Raw genomic sequence first — 17,662 nt, 5'->3', positions numbered from 1 at the left:
AATCGCCGTGTTTGCGCGTTTTGCGCGTATTTTCTCACGCTTCCATATATACTAAACGAATAGAAAATTAACTGAGGGAAACATGAGCAATTTGGTTCAAAAATTCCAAGAGTACAGCGAATGGCGCAAGGGTGTCGCCCGGGCGCTCGAGCAATATCGTGCCTGGATTGGTGGATCAGATATGGCTGATGCTGCGGCAGATCAACGTCTGTCGCGTCTGATGGAGCGTCTGGTCGATGATAAATTATCGATTGCCTTCGTCGCGGAGTTTTCGCGCGGTAAATCAGAATTAATTAACGCGATTTTTTTCGCTGATTACGGTCAGCGTATTTTGCCTTCGTCTGCTGGTCGTACAACCATGTGTCCAACCGAATTGTTGTACGACGACACAATTCCACCTTGCATTCGTTTATTGCCGATAGAAACCCGTTCGGAAACGCAATCGACCAGTGAGTACAAGGGGCAGAGCCACGTCTGGACGGTCTTGCCCTTAAATATTAATTCCGGCGACGGTATGTTAGAAGCATTCAAACAAGTTAGCCTGACGAAGAAGGTGACGATAGACGTTGCCAAGTCATACGGCTTATTTGATGAAGAAGACCCGGACGCAGCACTTGAGGTGGATGAAAATGGCATGGTTGAAATTTCACAATGGCGTCATGCGATTGTGAATTTCCCACATCCTTTGCTCAAAGAAGGTTTGATTATTGTTGATACACCAGGCTTAAATGCAATCGGTACGGAACCAGAACTGACCTTGAATCTGATCCCGAACGCGCATGCGGTGTTGTTTATCCTTGCTGCTGACACCGGCGTCACCAAGAGCGATATTGACGTCTGGCGTAATCATATCGGCAGTGGTCCTGGCCGTATGGTGGTGTTAAATAAAATTGATAGTATGTGGGACGAATTACGCACCCACGAAGAAATTGAAACCCAGTTGGCACGTCAGGTGGCGACGGTAGCGCACACCTTGGCGCTGGAGGAAAAGCAGATTTTTCCAGTATCTGCACAAAAAGGCCTGGTTGCTAAAATCAACAAAGACGCACCATTATTGGCAAAGAGCCGCTTGCCAGCACTCGAATACGCGCTGTCTAAAGAATTGATTCCTGCCAAACAAAGTATTATCCGCTCGCAATTGGCTGCTGAGATTGCTGAGATCACCAACGCACAACAAGCGATCATCAACTCACGTGGCCGTAATGTGGTTGAGCAAATGCTGGAATTAAAGAGTTTGCGCGGCAAGAATATGAATGTCATTGAACACATGATGAAACGTGTTGATACAGAGAAAAAAGAATTTGATGCCAGTCTGATTCGCATGCAGGGAACGCGTGCGGTCTTCACTAAATTGTCGACCGAGGTCTACACCAGCCTTGGAATGGATATATTGCGTGAAGAAATCCGCAAAACCCGGGAAACGATGGAAAAAAGTTATTTATCCGTTGGTTTACGTGATGCGATCAAGCAGTTTTTTGCTCAGGTTAAATTGAATCTGATTGTGTCGAATAAAAAGACCGATGAAATTTCAGAAATGATGTCGGTCATGTATCGCAAATTTTCTACCGAACACGGTCTGGCATTGTCAGCGCCGATGGCATTTTCTCTGGAAAAATATATTAAAGAATTGGAAGCGATTGAAGTGGTTTACCAAAAGCAGTTCAGCGCAACCACGATGCTAACTAATACTCGCGTTGCATTGGTACATAAGTTTTTTGATTCCGTTGCTGCGCGTGTAAAACAAAATTTCTTGCAAGCGAATAAGGATGTCGAAGCGTGGCAGAAAGTGGTGATGGCGCCGTTGGAAGCCCAAATTCGCGAACATAAAGCGCAACTGAAAAATCGCATGCAGTCGATACAACGTATTCACATGGCAACTGACAGTCTGGAAGATAAAATCGCATCCTTCGAAGCACTGCAAAGCGAAGTAGATGCACAGAAAAATTCACTGCTTGCTCTCGAAAATAAATTAAAAGCAGCCTTGTCGGCTGACTTAAACGCACTCCGGGCAGCCGCTTAAAAATTACATGAAACGTCGTATTCCGGCGGCTGCGGCCGCCAATTTTATTCATCCTGAATTTGTTGATCCCAGTTTTTCACATGCCGTCATTCAATGGCAAAAGCAACATGGCAGACATCTGCTGCCATGGCAACAAAGCCGCGAAGCCTATCGCGTCTGGCTGTCGGAAATTATGTTGCAGCAAACTCAGGTAACGGCAGTTATTCCCTACTACGAAAAATTTCTGCAAAGCTATCCCACTGTATTTGATCTCGCTGCAGCACCCGCAGAATCTGTCATGGCGCACTGGAGTGGTCTTGGGTACTATACCCGTGCTCGTAATTTGCATCAATGTGCAAAGCAGGTTGTCGAAAAATATGATGGACACTTTCCAGTCGATCCTTTGTTGCTGGAGCAGCTACCCGGTATAGGACGCTCGACGGCAGCGGCGATCACGGCTTTTTCCTATGGCACGACGGCAGCGATTTTGGACGGCAATGTCAAACGCGTATTTACACGAGTATTTGGTATCGCAGGTTATCCTGGCAGCAAACCAATCGAAGATGATTTATGGCAAAGGGCAATGGCATTGTTGCCCGAAGTTGGCATAGAAGCCTATACCCAGGGCTTGATGGATTTGGGTGCGACCTTGTGTACCCGCAGCAGTCCGGCCTGCCCACGGTGCCCTTTGCAAGCGCGATGTGTGGCACACGCGGAAAATCGCACCGCCGAATTACCAACCCGTAAGCCGAAAAAGCAGATCAAAGAAAAACATGCTGTGATGTTAGTTTTGCTCAGCAATAACCAGGTTTTGCTTGAGCGTCGCCCAGACAGTGGAATTTGGGGCGGTCTGTTATCTTTGCCAGAGTTGAATGGAATGACGGCATTGGAAAAAGATGTTCCACAAAATAGCATTGACGAGCATGTATTACAACAAGCAATCGCTCAATTTGGCGAAGTGGGCAGCATGCGAAAAATGCCGTTGATAGAGCATGTGTTTACTCATTTTAAATTACATATTCAACCACTCTTTATTGCGTTGGATCAGCGATATTCTGTAGTTTCTGAGGATACGCATGTTTGGATGAATTTATCCGAAATGCGTGATGCAGCATTACCTGCACCGATCAAGACTTTGTTAATGTCTTTAGCAGCTGAAACATAAAAACTCTTATTCAACCCAGCGTTTCCTGAGCTTGGGGGCGATGCATCAATTTCGTCAATGTTATGAAAATGAGATTCCAGGTGGGCAGTGTTTTGACTGAAAGCCTCGGATAATAAAAAAACGCCCATGTTCAGCATGGGCGTTTTTGCTAAGTGCAAAGCCTTATATATAGCTTATAGAAAAATTATTCAATAAGCTATTCAGGCAAATTCAGGAAAATTCAGGTAAATAATTAACCAACCAATGCTACTGAAGTTTTGCCGTATTTCAGTGTGGTTTCGACAGGCAACCAGTTACCTGTCGATTCTTGACGACCTTGCAATGCGAAACGTGGATGAGCTTCTTTGATGCTGTCGGCAGCTAATTTAGACAACTCACCAATTTTTCCTTTTTTCAGACGGTTCACGATCAGACCCAATTCTGTGTCCTGGAAATCGCGCAACATATCGTAGTCGCCATCGCTATCGCCAGCAACAAACACTGGACCGTAGCCTTTACTTGCAACCAATTCACGCTTGATCACGACAGATTTGCCTGGACCCCAGTTCAGAGGCCAGTCTTTGCGGTAAGCATTTTTCAATACTTCGCCATCTTGTTCCAAACGCAGGCCTAATACATTTTCACGTGGTACATGGTAGCCATATTTTGGATTGGAAGCGAATACGCCCACAACGTGCTCCAACGAAGCAGTGCTGACATAAACGTCAAAGCCGTTTTGACGGAAAGTGTCCATCAATGTAGCAACTTCTGTACACAAACGGATACCGTGGAAATGTGCAGTCGTTACGACACCAGCTTTGCCTGGCAACGATGCCGGGCTGGTGTATTTAACTTTAGACAAGCCCATTCCCAGATTTGCATCGTTGGATGCTTCTGCCAGTTGAGCCACTTCGCTCACTGTCATGTTCGCGAAGAAGTAAATAACCCATGGATAACCAACATTAACACCATGCGTGTCATTTACTGCTTCATACATGAAATACAGTTTGGAACGGAAATCCTGGAATTGTGGCGTTTCTGCGATTTGTGCCAGGCTCATGCTGCCTGCCATACCTTTGTAATTGGCATGCAAGTATGCGTAGTCGCTATCCAGATCCGTGCACAGGCTATCCAGGTCAACGATTGTGCCCGCTGCATTTTTATAATCTGGCGCGAAATTACCAGCAGGAACGTTTTGGCGAATGATCGCGGAAAACTCAGCAGGCGTCAGCTTGAACGCGAGGTTATTGATTTGGTACATCAACAAAGCTTCTTCGCAGTCGTTCATGATACTGGTGTTGTCCCAGTCAAATACGGCATACGGTTTACGCTTTGCAGAGTACTTTTTGCTGGTAATGCCATGCTTGGCGATCAATGCGGCAACCAAGTCATGGTTGCGTGGCGACCATTTGGCGTTATCCAAAACAACAGTTTTAACATCAGTATTCTTAGCGATAGCAGATGTTGTCAGTGTCACACCGGCAGCTGTTGCGATCATGCCTTGAATAAAGCCACGACGTGGCGTATTTGCTTGCTGCATGTTCTTAGTCCTCTTAAGGATGAAGTGAAATGAAAGCGTCATTATCCCAGACTAGTTGCCAGAATGTATCAATTTATCGTTATTTTGATATTGATTTTTCATTAACTATCTGGACACCTGTCAGTTTGGATAAACAAAAACTGATAGACGGTCGTAAAAGTATAGACAAGAAATAAGACAACTTGACTACAAATATAAGAGCTTGTCACAACAACAAACAACTTCGGTCTGTTTATCCTAGTAATTCACCGACGCGATGCCAAAAGCCATCCGGGACCTTTAATAAAAGATAGGTCATTGTGATGTAGCGTAAAAATTTACCAATCGCCATGTAGCCAACACTAGACCAGAATGGCAAACGCAGCCAACCCGCCAGCGTACAAATCGGATCGCCAATAACGGGCAGCCAGCCTAAAAGCATAGTTTTAGGTCCAAAGCGTTTGAGCCAGGCAAACCAGAAACTGTCGCGTTCGCGGCTGAAAGCTTGTTTTGCCGCATAACCCATGCCGTAATCAACCACACCACCCAGGGTATTACCTATCGTCGCGACAATTAATACTGGCCAGAATAATTCCGGATTAGCTTTGATGACTGCAAATACTGCAGGTTCTGAGCCAAGAGGAATCAGCGTTGCAGAAATGAAACTGATCAAAAAGACTGAGGTTAAACCGATTTCTGGTACCGCTAAAACATTTAATAACCAATGAATGGCTGCGTCTATCATGGATTCGTGAGGTAAGGCTAAAGGGCATCCATTATAATAGCTAGGCTTTATTCTAAAGAATTACCATTAAATTACTATTAAGCAATTGTCGGAAATGATCTGAAAGCCTCATTACAAATGTGCTCAGGTATCATTGTTAATAGCTGAAGTACTGGCACAACCCTTACTTTCGTCGACGAGATCGTGTTATCACGCTGTGATTGTTTGCTGTCATTGATTTCTGTAAAAACTGTAAAAAATCTCAACTATTAATTCACCTTACTTCTGAAGCTTATGAGCACCGATTATCTGAAAAAGATCCTGACTGCCCGCGTCTACGACGTCGCCTTTGAAACTCCGCTGGAATTTGCGCCCAGCCTGTCAGCCCGTATGGATAATCGAATTATGTTCAAGCGTGAAGACATGCAAAGTGTGTTCAGCTTCAAAATCCGTGGTGCCTACAATAAAATCGCTCACCTGACGCCAGCCCAATTAAAGCGCGGTGTGATTTGTGCATCCGCTGGTAATCATGCACAAGGCGTCGCATTAAGTGCTAAACGCGTGGGCTGCAAAGCCGTGATTGTGATGCCCACCACCACACCGCCAGTCAAAATTGATGCTGTGCGGTCGCATGGTGGCGAGAATGTAGAAGTTGTGCTGTTTGGCGACTCTTTTACAGATGCGTATGGCCATGCGTTGGAATTGGAAAAAAAGCGTAAGCTGACTTTTGTCCATCCGTTTGATGATCCAGATGTGATCGCAGGACAAGGGACAGTCGGTATGGAAATTTTGCGCCAACGCTCGGAACCTATCCATGCCATTTTTGTGGCAATCGGAGGCGGAGGTTTGATCGCAGGTGTTGCAGCGTACGTGAAAGCTATTCGCCCTGAAATAAAAATCATCGGTGTACAAACTACCGACTCAGACGCGATGGCGCGTAGTCTGAAAGCTGGCAAGCGCGTGACTCTCAATGATGTCGGTTTATTTTCTGATGGCACTGCAGTCAAATTAGTCGGTGAAGAAACCTTCCGTCTGGCGAAGCTGTATGTCGATGAGGTCATCACTGTCGATACCGACGCAGTGTGTGCTGCGATTAAAGACGTGTTTCAAGATACACGCAGTATTTTGGAACCTGCTGGTGCATTGGCTGTTGCTGGTTGCAAAGCCTACATCGAACGCGCCAAAGCGAATAAAAAGCCGCTTAAAAATGAAACTATGGTGACCATCGCTTGCGGTGCTAACATGAACTTTGATCGTTTGCGATTTGTTGCAGAGCGCGCTGAGGTCGGTGAAGCACGCGAGGCCGTTTTTGCCGTCACCATTCCAGAAGAACGCGGTAGCTTTAAACGCTTCTGCGAACTGGTTGGGGCGCGCAATGTGACTGAATTCAACTACCGCATCAGCGATGAAAAAGCTGCGCATATTTTTGTCGGTATCCAGGTCAATGACAAACTCGAATCAAGCAAAATTGCGAAGAATTTTGAAAAGCATGGCTTTGCAACTCTCGATTTGACGCACGATGAATTAGCCAAGCTGCATATTCGTCATCTGGTGGGTGGCAAGAGTGTACTGGCGGAAAATGAATTGCTGTACCGCTTCGAGTTCCCTGAACGACCAGGAGCGTTGATGCGCTTCCTTAATAGCATGGCTCCGAACTGGAATATCAGTTTATTCCACTATCGCAATCACGGCGCAGACTATGGCCGTACGTTGGTGGGTTTACAGGTGCCGAAAAAGGAAATGAAAATTTTCCGCGAATTTTTATCCACACTCGGGTATCGCTACTGGGATGAGAGTAAAAACCCCGTTTACCAATTATTTTTAGGCTGATTTTTTTGGCCGAACTTTAAGCTGACTACGATAGAACTTGCAATGACTGACGCTACCTCTACTAATTCACCTGAACAATCTTTGTTAGGTAAAGCGGCGACGTATAAAGCCGAATATGATGCTTCACTACTATTCCCGATTCCGCGCGCCGAAAAGCGCGCGGAAATTGGCGTCGTTACGAACCTGCCATTTTTTGGCGTGGACATTTGGAACGCCTATGAAGTGTCGTGGTTAAATCAACGCGGTAAACCACAAGTAGCGATTGCCACAGTGACAGTACCTGCGGAATCGGCAAATATTATTGAGTCTAAATCGTTCAAGCTCTATTTGAATAGTTTTAATCAGACACGTTTAGCCAGTCCGGAAGCGTTGACTGATGTACTCAAAAAAGATTTATCAGCGGCAGTTGGTGCGTCAGTACATGTCAGCTTATGTTTATCAGAAAATTTTAGTCAACTGAAAATGCAGGAACTGGAAGGTCGTTTGCTTGACCGACTCGATATTGAAGTCGATGCTTATACTCCTAATCCTGCATTGTTAAGCGCCAATCACGACGAAGCACCAGTGGAGGAAACGCTGCTATCGCATCTGCTGAAATCGAATTGTCTGGTGACTGGGCAGCCGGATTGGGGCAGTGTGCAAATTCGTTATGTAGGATCGCAAATTGATCAGGAAAGTTTGTTGCGTTACCTGATTGGTTTTCGCAATCACAATGAATTCCATGAACAGTGTGTAGAAAGAATTTTTGTCGACATTATGCAGCATTGCAAACCGCAAAAATTAGCAGTGTATGCGCGTTACACCCGTCGTGGTGGTCTCGATATTAATCCGTGGCGTAGTAATTTTTCAACCGGTCAGCAACCCGGCAACGGTAGAAATGCGCGCCAATAATTTTCTAATTTCTGTTTATTTTTAAATTTTCTTTTATTTTTCCTTAAATTAAGCCATGAACTCCCGAACGCCATTTTTAGGCAAATGCATCAGCATTTCTACATTACTTTTAAGCCTGGCAGTCGCTTCAACAGCGTCGGCACAAATAACACCGCAGCCTGTCGTAGAAAGCGCGATGGCATCATCGCCAGTTGCATCTGCAACCGGAGCCCCTATGGCTCAAGTGCCGGCCGAAGATCAACCGGGTTGGTATGAAAGAGCCAAGCGCAAGATGACAAAGATTGTCGATGAAGGCGCAATGTCGCTTAACTTGTCCGGTCTCGCACATCATGGACGCAATACGTACACGCCTGAAAAAATTTCAGAACTCAACGAAAATGCCTGGGGTCTGGGTTTTACTAAAGCCATCCGAGATGAAAAAGACAATGAAGAATTATTCTATGCAATGATCATTTCTGATTCGCACTACAAACCTCAGCCTATGGCAGGTTATGCCTATCAGTGGATGAAACCCATCGCAGGTAATATTGAAATTGGCGGTGGTTACACCTATTCGCTGATCAGCCGCACAGATTATTTTAAAGGCGTCCCATTCCCTATCGCACTGCCGGTCGCTTCTATCGGTACAAAAAATACAAAACTGATGGCTGCGTATGTACCTCGTCTGTCTAAGAACAAAGGTAACGGTGACGTACTTTTGTTATTTGTTCGTATAGACTTAAATTAATTTATTCTCTTCATGGTTGCTGTAGTTTTGAAAGAGGATGGAAATTTCCGACAACGTAGTTCGTCAAATTTAAATTAAATGTTGACGAACATGCGCACTCTTTGCCATGATTGCTGCCGGAAATAAACTTCCTGACCGCACAAACATCGTAGATAAATTAAATTGTTTTTTTTAGATTGTTTTCGTGATATCGCCCATTACTTTGCTCAGTGCCAGTGCCCGTGAACAAATGGTCAACCATGACTGGTACCCAAGCTTACTTGAACATCTCCCCGGCGCAATATACGTTTTAATTGACGATTGCATTGCCTACGCAAATCCAGCAGGCCTCGATTTGATGAAAGCAACCGGATTGCATCAGTTGATAGGCTCAAAGCCTGAGACTTTTCTGGTTGCACGCCATCACGAAACAGTAAAACAACTACTTAAAAATCCGGGCTCTCCAAATACACCGGATAGACAGTTTTACCAATGCATACGCCTCGATGGTCAATCAATTGATATCGAAGTTCAAAGCAGGCAATTTAGTTATCATTCGCAAGCCGCGATTTTAATCAGCGTGCGTGAAGCAGCACCGCAGCAAGGTGCGACAGCGAAAGTTCATCAACTGTCACTAAGCGACCCGGTCAAAGCCAAAGCCAACCGGGTGCAAGAAGCACTGCATCACGAGAAAGAAATTCTCGAAATGATCGCGTTGGATAAACCTTTGTCGCATATTTTGGAAGATGTCTGCGACCGTATGGAACGTCTGTTGGCAAATGGTTCCATGTGCGCTATCAGCTTATTCGATCAAAGTACGCAGACACTCAATTTTGGTGCAGGTCCGGGATTGCCGGAAGAATTCTCTCAACAGTTACGCAATATTCCGATTGGGATCAATAGTTGCTCATCTGCGGCAGCGATTTTCTACAATCGCTTGACTATTGTTCAGGATATTGAAGTCAGTCCTATCTGGGAAAAATTTAAATCTAGCGCTATAGCACATGGTTTGCGTTCGTGCTGGTCCGTACCAATCACCACTGCCTTTAACAGCGTACTTGGCACTGTCGATGTGTATTGCAAAGAGACACATAGCCCGACCGACGATGAACACGCGATGATAGTCGATGCCTGTGACCTGATTGGTCTGGCGATCGATAAAAAAAATATGGAACAAAGCCTGGAGGAAAGCGAAGAACGCTATCGCTCCGTGGTCACCAATTTATCTGAAGGTATCATGGTGATTGCGCCAGGTGGTCAAATTATCACTAGCAATCCTAGCGCCTTGCGTATTTTAAAAATTGGTGATGTCAATAACGTTGGACGTCGTCATCGCTATTTCAAACGCATTTTTGGTGAAGACGGACAGATGCTAAAGCTGGGTGATGATCCTGCCTCTTTTGTCTTTAAGAATGGTACTCCAATTTTAAATCTCTCTACCGGTGTCGAACTTAGCGATGGATCGGTTGTTTGGTTACTGGTGAATTGTTTGCCCATTTTTAAGAAGAGTAATGCTTCCATTTCGGCAGTGTTAATTTCATTTACCGATACCACCGAAGTCCGGGAAACCCAGCGTCAGCTCAACTTTATGGCATCGTTTGATGCATTAACCGGGCTGCCAAATCGTCATCAATTGAATCTCAGACTCACAAAAGCATTAAGCGATGCCTATAGACATCAGCAACGCGTAGCTCTGTTATTTCTCGATCTCGACCGATTTAAAAATGTGAATGATACAGCCGGACATGCAGCTGGTGACATGTTATTGCGAGACGTGTCAGGACGTTTAAATTCTTGCATACGCTCGACCGATTTATTAGCGCGCCTGGGAGGTGATGAATTTGTGATTATTGTCGAGAACGTTCCTGATGCCCAGTTTTTACGTGATCTTGGGGAGCGTGTGCTGGCAAAAATGCGCGATCCATTTTTGATCGATAGCAATGAATATCATCTTGGCACCTCGATCGGTATCAGCGTATTCCCACACGATGGGAGTGATGCCGCAACGTTGATGCGCTGCGCTGATTCAGCGATGTATCATGCTAAAGAGTCGGGAAGAAATAACTATCAATTCTTTACTACTGAATTAAATGTGCGGGCTCAGCATCGTTATGCGCTGGAAACCAACTTGCGCCGGGCGCTGACAGAACAAGAATTTTTGGTGTATTACCAACCAAAAATTTCTTTGGAAACTTCACGTATCGTTGGCGCCGAAGCCTTGGTACGCTGGCAAATGCCCGGCATGGGACTCATACCGCCAACTGAATTTATTCCTATTTCCGAAGAAATTGGTTTAATTCTGCCCTTAGGGCGTTGGGTGTTAGAGCAGGTTTGTCGGCAAACCTGCGCATGGCGTGCGCATCTGGCACCAGATATTGTGGTCAGTGTCAATATATCGCCTAAGCAATTTCAAGACCCGAGTCTGTGTAAATTTATTGAACATACGTTGCAAGAAACAAAATTGCCTCCATCCGCATTGCAGTTAGAGATTACCGAAGGTTTGTTAATGGGGGAATTGGATTTACTGTTGCCGGTATTTGAATCCATTAAAAAACTTGGCGTCAGTATTTCATTGGATGATTTTGGCACTGGATTCTCTTCGCTTTCATATCTCCAGCGTTTTCCTATCGATAATCTAAAAATTGACCGCTCGTTCATTCATAAAATTCCGGCTAATCAGGATTCTGTCGTGTTGACCCATGCAATTATTGCGATGGCCAAGGCTTTAGGAATGAGTGTGACCGCAGAAGGTGTAGAAAATGCTGAGCAAATGCTCTTTTTGACTGACTCTGGTTGCCAGGAAATGCAAGGTTTTTATTTTAGTCAACCCCTGCCTGTGGAACAATTTGAGAAGCTACTTCAGAACAACAGGCAGTTGTAAGAGCATGTTTATTTAAACAAGTTTATAAAAAGAAGCCTATAATTTGGTTCAATTCAGCGCCGCGCCACCTATTTTATTGCTGTAACCAGATCTTGCACCATGACCAATATTGCAAAAATTCTTCCTTTAGCCAATGTACTTCTGGATTTAGAGATATCCAGTAAAAAACGGGCCTTTGAACAGGCAGGCTTGCTGTTTGAAAATAATTGCAGCATTGCCCGTTCTACAGTTTCGGATAATCTGTTTGCCCGTGAACGCTTGGGATCCACTGGCTTAGGCCACGGTGTCGCTGTACCACATGGCAGAATCAAGGGACTCAAAGCACCGATCGCCGCACTGGTCAGGTTAAAAGAAGCCATTCCGTTTGAGTCTCCGGATGCGCAACCCGTAAACTTATTGATTTTCCTGCTAATGCCGGACAATGTCACGCAACAGCATCTTGAGATATTATCTGAAATTGCAGAAATGCTTTCAAACGAGAGCTTTCGTAATGAACTCAATTCTGAACCGAGTGCCAGTGTTATTTACGAGAAAATTCTCGCGTGGCGCCCGGATATATCAGCCGCACCCTGATTAACCTGTTTGTTGTCGCTGGATTTACTTTATCGCCATGCCCTTATTTACCGAATTAACGATACAAAAAATCTACGATGACAATCGTGACATCATGCAACTGGGTTGGTTTGCCGGTTTTGCAGGTGCAGATAAGCAAATTACTGGCGATGCAGCTTCATCAGCAGATCAGGTCGGCCACCTTAACTTGATCCATCCGGGACGCATACAAGTGCTGGGGCATCAGGAACTCGCTTATTACAACCGCTTATCCAACGCCTCGCGCGCAAATTTGATCCGTGAACTGGTCGCTGGCGGCCCACCTGCATTGATCGTAGCCCAAGGGCTGGAATCACCACCACCGTTTCTGACCACCTGCGACGACAATAATATCCCACTATTTTCTACGCCTTATCCATCAGCACAGGCGATTGATTATTTGCGAGTTTATCTGTCTAAAAAGCTCGCGCAAAGTATCACGATGCACGGTGTTTTTATGGACGTACTGGGCGTTGGTGTACTCATTACCGGTGAATCAGGTTTAGGTAAGAGCGAATTGGGGCTAGAACTGATTTCACGTAGCCATGGCTTGGTCGCAGATGATGCGGTCGAATTTTCGCGTATTGCACCGAACATGATAGAAGGTCGCTGCCCTGAATTACTGCAAAACTTGCTAGAGGTACGCGGTCTGGGCTTGCTAGATATCAAAACCATTTTTGGTGAAACTGCAGTGCGTCGCAAAATGCGTCTGAAACTGATTGTGCATCTGGTTCGACGCAGTACGTTGGAAGAAAATTACGAACGTCTGCCAATTGATTCGCAAACCGAAGATGTATTGGGTTTGCCTATCCGTAAAGTGGTAATTCCTGTCGCTGCAGGGCGCAATATTGCGGTTCTGTTGGAGGCGGCGGTGCGTAATACTATCTTACAACTACGCGGTATTAATACGTTAGAAGACTTCATGGAAAGACAACGTCGGGCGATGGAAGCCGGAGATTAATATGCAGATATTACTTATCTCAGGCATCTCCGGTTCCGGAAAGTCGGTTGCGCTTAACGTATTGGAAGATGCTGGTTACTATTGCGTCGATAACCTGCCCCCCAGCTTATTACCGGGTCTGATTAAAACTCTGAGCCAGGAAGATCATACCAACGCGGCAATCTCTATCGATTCCCGTAGCGCACATTTACTCTCAGGTTTGCCGCAAACACTACAGGATCTGCGTGATCTGGGACATGATGTCAGGGTATTGTTTTTAACCGCTAGCACCGATTCTTTGGTCGCACGCTTTTCCGAAACCCGTCGCAGCCATCCTTTGTCACATCGTCTGGCGATGGAGTTGGCTTCGAATGTCGACCTGAGTCTGGTTGAGTGTATAGAAGAAGAGCGGGAAATTTTGGCTGGTATTCAAAATTTGGCGCACGTAATTGATACGACAGATTTGCGCGCGAATCAGTTACGTGCTTGGGTAAAAGTGGTAGTGCAGATTCAACGTTCACCATTAACTCTGATGTTTGAATCATTTGCATTCAAGCGCGGTGTACCATTGGATGCCGATCTGGTTTTTGATGTCCGTATGATTCCGAATCCACACTATGATCCTCTATTGCGTCCTCTTACTGGCCGCGATGAACCAGTCATACGTTTTCTGGATAATCAGGAAATGGCGCAAGATATGTATCTGGATATCCTGAACTTCATTACTAAGTGGCTACCTGCTTTTAAACAAGATAATCGCAGTTACCTGACTGTTGCTATAGGCTGCACTGGTGGTCAACACCGTTCCGTCTATATGGTTGAAAAGCTGACAAAATATTTTCAGAAAACTGAGCAAGTATTGATCAGACACCGGCGTCTTTAACTAGGCAATACCGAATCGATGCGATATAAAAAAACCCCATTGATCATTGTTGATCAATGGGGTTTTTCATGTCACCTAATGCTCTAACTCATCACCACTTTACGCATTTTTTGTGCAATATAGGCAAGGCTAAGGAATGTCAATCCAGCACATACGAACAAAGCAATGGTAACTGTCAGATAATTCAATGCTTCCCCGCGCAAGACCTGATTCATCATTTGATTTTGCGCCAGTACCGGAATCCATTTGAACCACGCTGGCTCTCTTCCTGGAAACATGATGGGTATGAGTGAAACGAAAGGAATAAACATGGACACGATCTGGTTTCTGACTTGTGCCTCTTTGTAACTTTTACAGTCAAGCGCAACGGCAATTTGCATCGCTGCGACGCTCGCTGCCAGAGGTATCAAAATCATCAGAAAAAACATGGCGTCTTTAAAATTAAACTGAAACTCAGCCCTTAAGGTGTCATTTTTGATCAGCCATTGCGATGGAAAAAAGCTCGCTATTGTCAATATAACGACCCCCACACCCACCAGCGCAACAGCACTCCATTTACCGACCGCCAGTTGCCACCCATTGACCGGATTCATCATCAAAGGCTCGAGTGATCCGCGCTCACGTTCTCCGGCGGTCGTGTCGATTGCTGCATACATGCCACCAACAACAATCGCCATCAAAACCATCATCGGCAACATCTCAGTTACTGAAGTTTTTCGTTCTTCCTGTTTTTGTAAATACCGCTCTTTCACCTCTATCAATTGCAGCAGTTCGGATGAAATGCCACGCATGGTCAGCCCCATTAACATGACTTCCTGATTATAACTATCGAGCAAATGCCGTAGTGGACGGACACCAAATTCTGCGTTCCGATTCGAGGTATCGTAGGCGACTTCGAGATTCACTTTTTCACCGTGTGATAATTTTTCTTCAAAGTCAGCGGAAATGATCAGCACAGGTTGATCAATTTCTTTACTGCGCGACTTTGCTTCGTAATCAACAGGAGCAGTTTTAATCTGGTATCCCTGACGCAAAATAAAATTTTCTAACTGCGGTGCGTATTGCATACCGACCGCCAGCACCTGTCGCTTATCTTCTTGTGATTCGACTTGTGAAAGCACGGTAGAAAACACCAGCAATATTAACGGTGCGCCGAGTAATGAGCTAAACAACGCCGTCATTAAGGTCCGGCGATCACGCAACGCATCTTTTAGCTCTTTCCGGATGATAGCCAGCAACGCTTTCATTGATGACCTCCTTGAGTCAAGTTCTGCTTTTCTAAAAATGCTAAGCGCACGAAGGCGTCCTCAAAATTCGACTCATCAGCCTGTTGCATCAATTCTTCTACACTGCCACGCGCCACATTGCGGCCCTGCGCCACGATCACGACGTCATCGCACAGACGCTCTACTTCTTGCATGATGTGGGTAGAGAAGATGATACATTTTGCACCGCCTTCCGGAGAGCGCAACCAGCGCAAGAATTCACGTAATGCCCGTGTGGCCACGACATCAAGTCCATTGGTTGGCTCATCGAGAATAATGTTTTTAGGATCGTGGACTAAGGCGCGTGCCAAAGCAGTTTTCATGCGTTCGCCCTGACTAAAGCCATCTGTGCGGCGATCCAATAATTGCCGCATATCCAGCCATTCGGCGAGCTGCTCCGTACGGTGAATAGTCATTTCCTGTGTCATGCCGTGTAAAATGCCATAGTAGTGGATGTTTTCACGTGCAGTCAGACGTGGATACAAACCACGGGCGTCAGATAATACGCCCATTTGCGATTGCGTCGATGACACGCCAGCCCGTACCTGAACACCATCGACCATGACGTCTCCCATATCGGGTTGCAACAATGCAGCCACCATACGCAATGTCGTGGTTTTACCTGCGCCATTGGCACCAAGTAAGCCTGTGATCGCGCCATCATTTGCGGTAAAGTTCACGCCATTGACGGCATAGACAACTTGCTCAGTTTTCTTTTGCAAACCAATCAGGCGTGTGAGGTCACGCAAGTTTTTAATGCTGGGGTTGTCGTGGCGGACAAATTTTTTATGTAAGTCATTGACGATAATCATGGTTGTTGCTCCTTAGATTCCTGCAACGGTTGCCAGGCTAAAGGGCGGGGTATAGGTCGCACGCAACTACTATCAATTTTCAGAGCATCACTATTTTGTTTCGTATTCAAAAAACGGTACACAACATCGCGTACACAACCTTGTGCCATCAATCCGTGCCCGGCATTGTTCAAAGTGACATGGATGGCATTTGCACCCAGTGCTGTTGCTACCGCCGCGCCATGACGTATTGGTGTCACCGGATCAATCCCACCGCTGAGCAAAAGCACAGGTGACTGTGCAGGGGGGATGGTGAAAAATTCTGGCGGAATTGTTGCGCGCGGCCAGTTTTTACACGTGCGCTCATACATGTGATTCATCATTTGTTCAAACTCATCTTTAGCCGGTGGCAACTGATGAGAGAAAGCTTCAGAACACCAGACAGAAAAGTGCATGCCATAATTAATTGAGCCTGGGCCAGGTAAATTGGTGGCACCGCTTAAAGTCACCAACGCTTGATAATTTCCATGTTCTGCCTGCGTAATTGCATAAGGCAAAGCACTAGTAGTCGTCGATGTGTATAAAGTTTTATGCACCAGACTCAGCAATAACTCGCGGCGCATTTCAAAGTTCAATGGCGTGCCTAAGCGTGGATGAATGACACTGATTTGTTTAGGCATACTCGCCAACAAATGCTGCCATCGATGCGCCAGATTTGGGTAGCTGGCATTACATGCAGTTTGCTTTGCACAATCCGCAAACACGCCATCAAGTGCCGCCTGCGCATCGCCCGATGGCAAACTCATCTCTGGTGGCACCACGCCATCAAGTACAACACGCTTCACTGATTGCGGAAACTGCCGCATATATTCAAGGCCAACCCGTGTGCCGTAGGATGCACCCACCAGATTAATTTTGTCGTAGCCTTGTTGCTTTCTGACCGCTTCTAAATCTTGCACCGCGATGCTGGTGCTAAAAAATCGTAAATCACCGTAAGGAAGCTTTTTTAACCGTGCCAGGCATGCCTCGGTTTTTTTCAGCATCTGATCTTCATTCTCGACATCAGCGGCGTTTTCAACTTCAGGACAAGCCAGCGATGCACTGCGCCCAGTACCGCGTTGATCAACAAACACGATATCACGACGTTTGTTAAGGCGACTCAGTATTGCTTGCCCAAAACTGGCGACATTGATTGCGCTTTGCCCAGGACCACCAGCGAGTAAAAATATCGCGTCTTGTAATTTATTTTTATCTTGCGATGGCAAAATGACATACTGAATATCGATTTTTTTTCCAGTGACGTCATCTGGATTTAAAGGCCGCTCGACTTTACCGCAACGAAGTTCTTGCGGAAAATCAGGCAACCGACATGGCGTAATTTCTGCATGTACTGCACCACACAATAGCAACCCTGATAATCCAAGCAGCCTACGGACAACATCTTTTAACAAAGTGATCCCCTGGTAAAAAAATAACGGAGTGACAGTGTAAAGCCAAG

The 17,662-nt window shown here is 45.7% G+C and carries 14 protein-coding genes; 9 read left to right on the top strand and 5 right to left on the bottom strand.

All coding sequences use genetic code 11. The features are described 5' to 3' along the window. The first annotated feature begins 82 nt into the window (after positions 1-82). Both H8K32_RS03780 and mutY read left to right on the top strand, forming a co-directional pair. Positions 83-2,020, top strand: a complete 1,938-nt coding sequence (locus H8K32_RS03780; RefSeq protein ID WP_186911142.1) for a dynamin family protein — start codon at positions 83-85, stop codon at positions 2,018-2,020. Between the two features lie 7 nt (positions 2,021-2,027). Continuing rightward, the gene (gene mutY, locus H8K32_RS03775; RefSeq protein ID WP_186911141.1) at positions 2,028-3,164 is read left to right on the top strand and encodes an A/G-specific adenine glycosylase; all 1,137 of its coding nucleotides are present in this window, start codon (positions 2,028-2,030) and stop codon (positions 3,162-3,164) included. A 232-nt stretch (positions 3,165-3,396) separates the two neighbouring features. Here mutY and H8K32_RS03770 read toward each other — a convergent pair whose 3' ends face one another. Together H8K32_RS03770 and H8K32_RS03765 are read right to left on the bottom strand one after the other, a co-directional pair. Next, entirely contained in the window at positions 3,397-4,683 is a 1,287-nt protein-coding gene (locus H8K32_RS03770; RefSeq protein ID WP_186911140.1) for an HAD family hydrolase, read from the bottom strand. 232 nt (positions 4,684-4,915) lie between these two features. Continuing rightward, positions 4,916-5,407: a YqaA family protein gene (locus H8K32_RS03765; protein WP_186911139.1), complete on the bottom strand. Its 492-nt coding sequence runs from the start codon at positions 5,405-5,407 to the stop codon at positions 4,916-4,918. 273 nt (positions 5,408-5,680) lie between these two features. Between H8K32_RS03765 and ilvA the strand changes: the two genes are divergently transcribed. The 7 genes from ilvA to rapZ all read left to right on the top strand — a co-directional run bounded on the left by ilvA (position 5,681) and on the right by rapZ (position 14,108). Then, on the top strand, positions 5,681-7,216 hold the full coding sequence (ilvA, locus tag H8K32_RS03760) for a threonine ammonia-lyase, biosynthetic (protein ID WP_186911138.1): 1,536 nt from the start codon (positions 5,681-5,683) through the stop codon (positions 7,214-7,216). Between the two features lie 42 nt (positions 7,217-7,258). Then, positions 7,259-8,107, top strand: coding sequence for an NADPH-dependent 7-cyano-7-deazaguanine reductase QueF (gene queF, locus H8K32_RS03755; RefSeq protein WP_186911137.1), 849 nt, complete (start codon positions 7,259-7,261; stop codon positions 8,105-8,107). 55 nt (positions 8,108-8,162) lie between these two features. Then, positions 8,163-8,834: a hypothetical protein gene (locus H8K32_RS03750; RefSeq protein WP_246447098.1), complete on the top strand. Its 672-nt coding sequence runs from the start codon at positions 8,163-8,165 to the stop codon at positions 8,832-8,834. 184 nt (positions 8,835-9,018) lie between these two features. Next, the gene (locus H8K32_RS03745; RefSeq protein ID WP_186911136.1) at positions 9,019-11,694 is read left to right on the top strand and encodes an EAL domain-containing protein; all 2,676 of its coding nucleotides are present in this window, start codon (positions 9,019-9,021) and stop codon (positions 11,692-11,694) included. A 99-nt stretch (positions 11,695-11,793) separates the two neighbouring features. After that, positions 11,794-12,267, top strand: a complete 474-nt coding sequence (locus tag H8K32_RS03740) for a PTS sugar transporter subunit IIA (protein WP_186911135.1) — start codon at positions 11,794-11,796, stop codon at positions 12,265-12,267. Between the two features lie 37 nt (positions 12,268-12,304). Further along, positions 12,305-13,246, top strand: a complete 942-nt coding sequence (hprK, locus tag H8K32_RS03735; protein ID WP_186911134.1) for an HPr(Ser) kinase/phosphatase — start codon at positions 12,305-12,307, stop codon at positions 13,244-13,246. 1 nt (position 13,247) lies between these two features. Beyond that, complete coding sequence (gene rapZ / locus H8K32_RS03730) at positions 13,248-14,108, top strand: RNase adapter RapZ (protein ID WP_186911133.1); 861 nt, start codon at positions 13,248-13,250, stop codon at positions 14,106-14,108. An 83-nt stretch (positions 14,109-14,191) separates the two neighbouring features. Here the strand turns inward: rapZ and H8K32_RS03725 are convergent, their stop codons facing one another. The 3 genes from H8K32_RS03725 to H8K32_RS03715 are packed head-to-tail and all read right to left on the bottom strand — an operon-like array spanning position 14,192 to position 17,615. After that, complete coding sequence (locus tag H8K32_RS03725) at positions 14,192-15,355, bottom strand: ABC transporter permease (RefSeq protein WP_186911132.1); 1,164 nt, start codon at positions 15,353-15,355, stop codon at positions 14,192-14,194. Further along, positions 15,352-16,185, bottom strand: a complete 834-nt coding sequence (locus tag H8K32_RS03720) for an ABC transporter ATP-binding protein (RefSeq protein WP_186911131.1) — start codon at positions 16,183-16,185, stop codon at positions 15,352-15,354. Before H8K32_RS03720 ends, H8K32_RS03725 begins: the two co-directional genes overlap by 4 nt. After that, positions 16,182-17,615, bottom strand: a complete 1,434-nt coding sequence (locus H8K32_RS03715; RefSeq protein ID WP_186911130.1) for an alpha/beta hydrolase — start codon at positions 17,613-17,615, stop codon at positions 16,182-16,184. The genes H8K32_RS03720 and H8K32_RS03715 overlap by 4 nt, the downstream gene beginning before the upstream one ends. Positions 17,616-17,662: the final 47 nt, after the last annotated feature.

This window comes from Cognatundibacterium jejuense (assembly GCF_014284255.1).
In the GTDB taxonomy this organism is placed as follows: Bacteria; Pseudomonadota; Gammaproteobacteria; order Burkholderiales; family Burkholderiaceae_D; genus Undibacterium; species Undibacterium jejuense.
The sequence above is the reverse complement of the archived record's forward strand: the minus strand, read 5'-3'. Positions and strand labels throughout refer to the sequence as shown.

Excerpts from the sequence above, each read along its gene's own strand:
- H8K32_RS03780 (WP_186911142.1), top strand. The coding sequence starts at position 83 with ATGAGCAATTTGGTTCAAAAATTCCAAGAGTACAGCGAATGGCGCAAG.
- mutY (WP_186911141.1), top strand. The coding sequence starts at position 2,028 with ATGAAACGTCGTATTCCGGCGGCTGCGGCCGCCAATTTTATTCATCCT.
- H8K32_RS03770 (WP_186911140.1), bottom strand. The coding sequence starts at position 4,683 with ATGCAGCAAGCAAATACGCCACGTCGTGGCTTTATTCAAGGCATGATC.
- H8K32_RS03765 (WP_186911139.1), bottom strand. The coding sequence starts at position 5,407 with ATGATAGACGCAGCCATTCATTGGTTATTAAATGTTTTAGCGGTACCA.
- ilvA (WP_186911138.1), top strand. The coding sequence starts at position 5,681 with ATGAGCACCGATTATCTGAAAAAGATCCTGACTGCCCGCGTCTACGAC.
- queF (WP_186911137.1), top strand. The coding sequence starts at position 7,259 with ATGACTGACGCTACCTCTACTAATTCACCTGAACAATCTTTGTTAGGT.
- H8K32_RS03750 (WP_246447098.1), top strand. The coding sequence starts at position 8,163 with ATGAACTCCCGAACGCCATTTTTAGGCAAATGCATCAGCATTTCTACA.
- H8K32_RS03740 (WP_186911135.1), top strand. The coding sequence starts at position 11,794 with ATGACCAATATTGCAAAAATTCTTCCTTTAGCCAATGTACTTCTGGAT.
- hprK (WP_186911134.1), top strand. The coding sequence starts at position 12,305 with ATGCCCTTATTTACCGAATTAACGATACAAAAAATCTACGATGACAAT.
- rapZ (WP_186911133.1), top strand. The coding sequence starts at position 13,248 with ATGCAGATATTACTTATCTCAGGCATCTCCGGTTCCGGAAAGTCGGTT.
- H8K32_RS03725 (WP_186911132.1), bottom strand. The coding sequence starts at position 15,355 with ATGAAAGCGTTGCTGGCTATCATCCGGAAAGAGCTAAAAGATGCGTTG.
- H8K32_RS03720 (WP_186911131.1), bottom strand. The coding sequence starts at position 16,185 with ATGATTATCGTCAATGACTTACATAAAAAATTTGTCCGCCACGACAAC.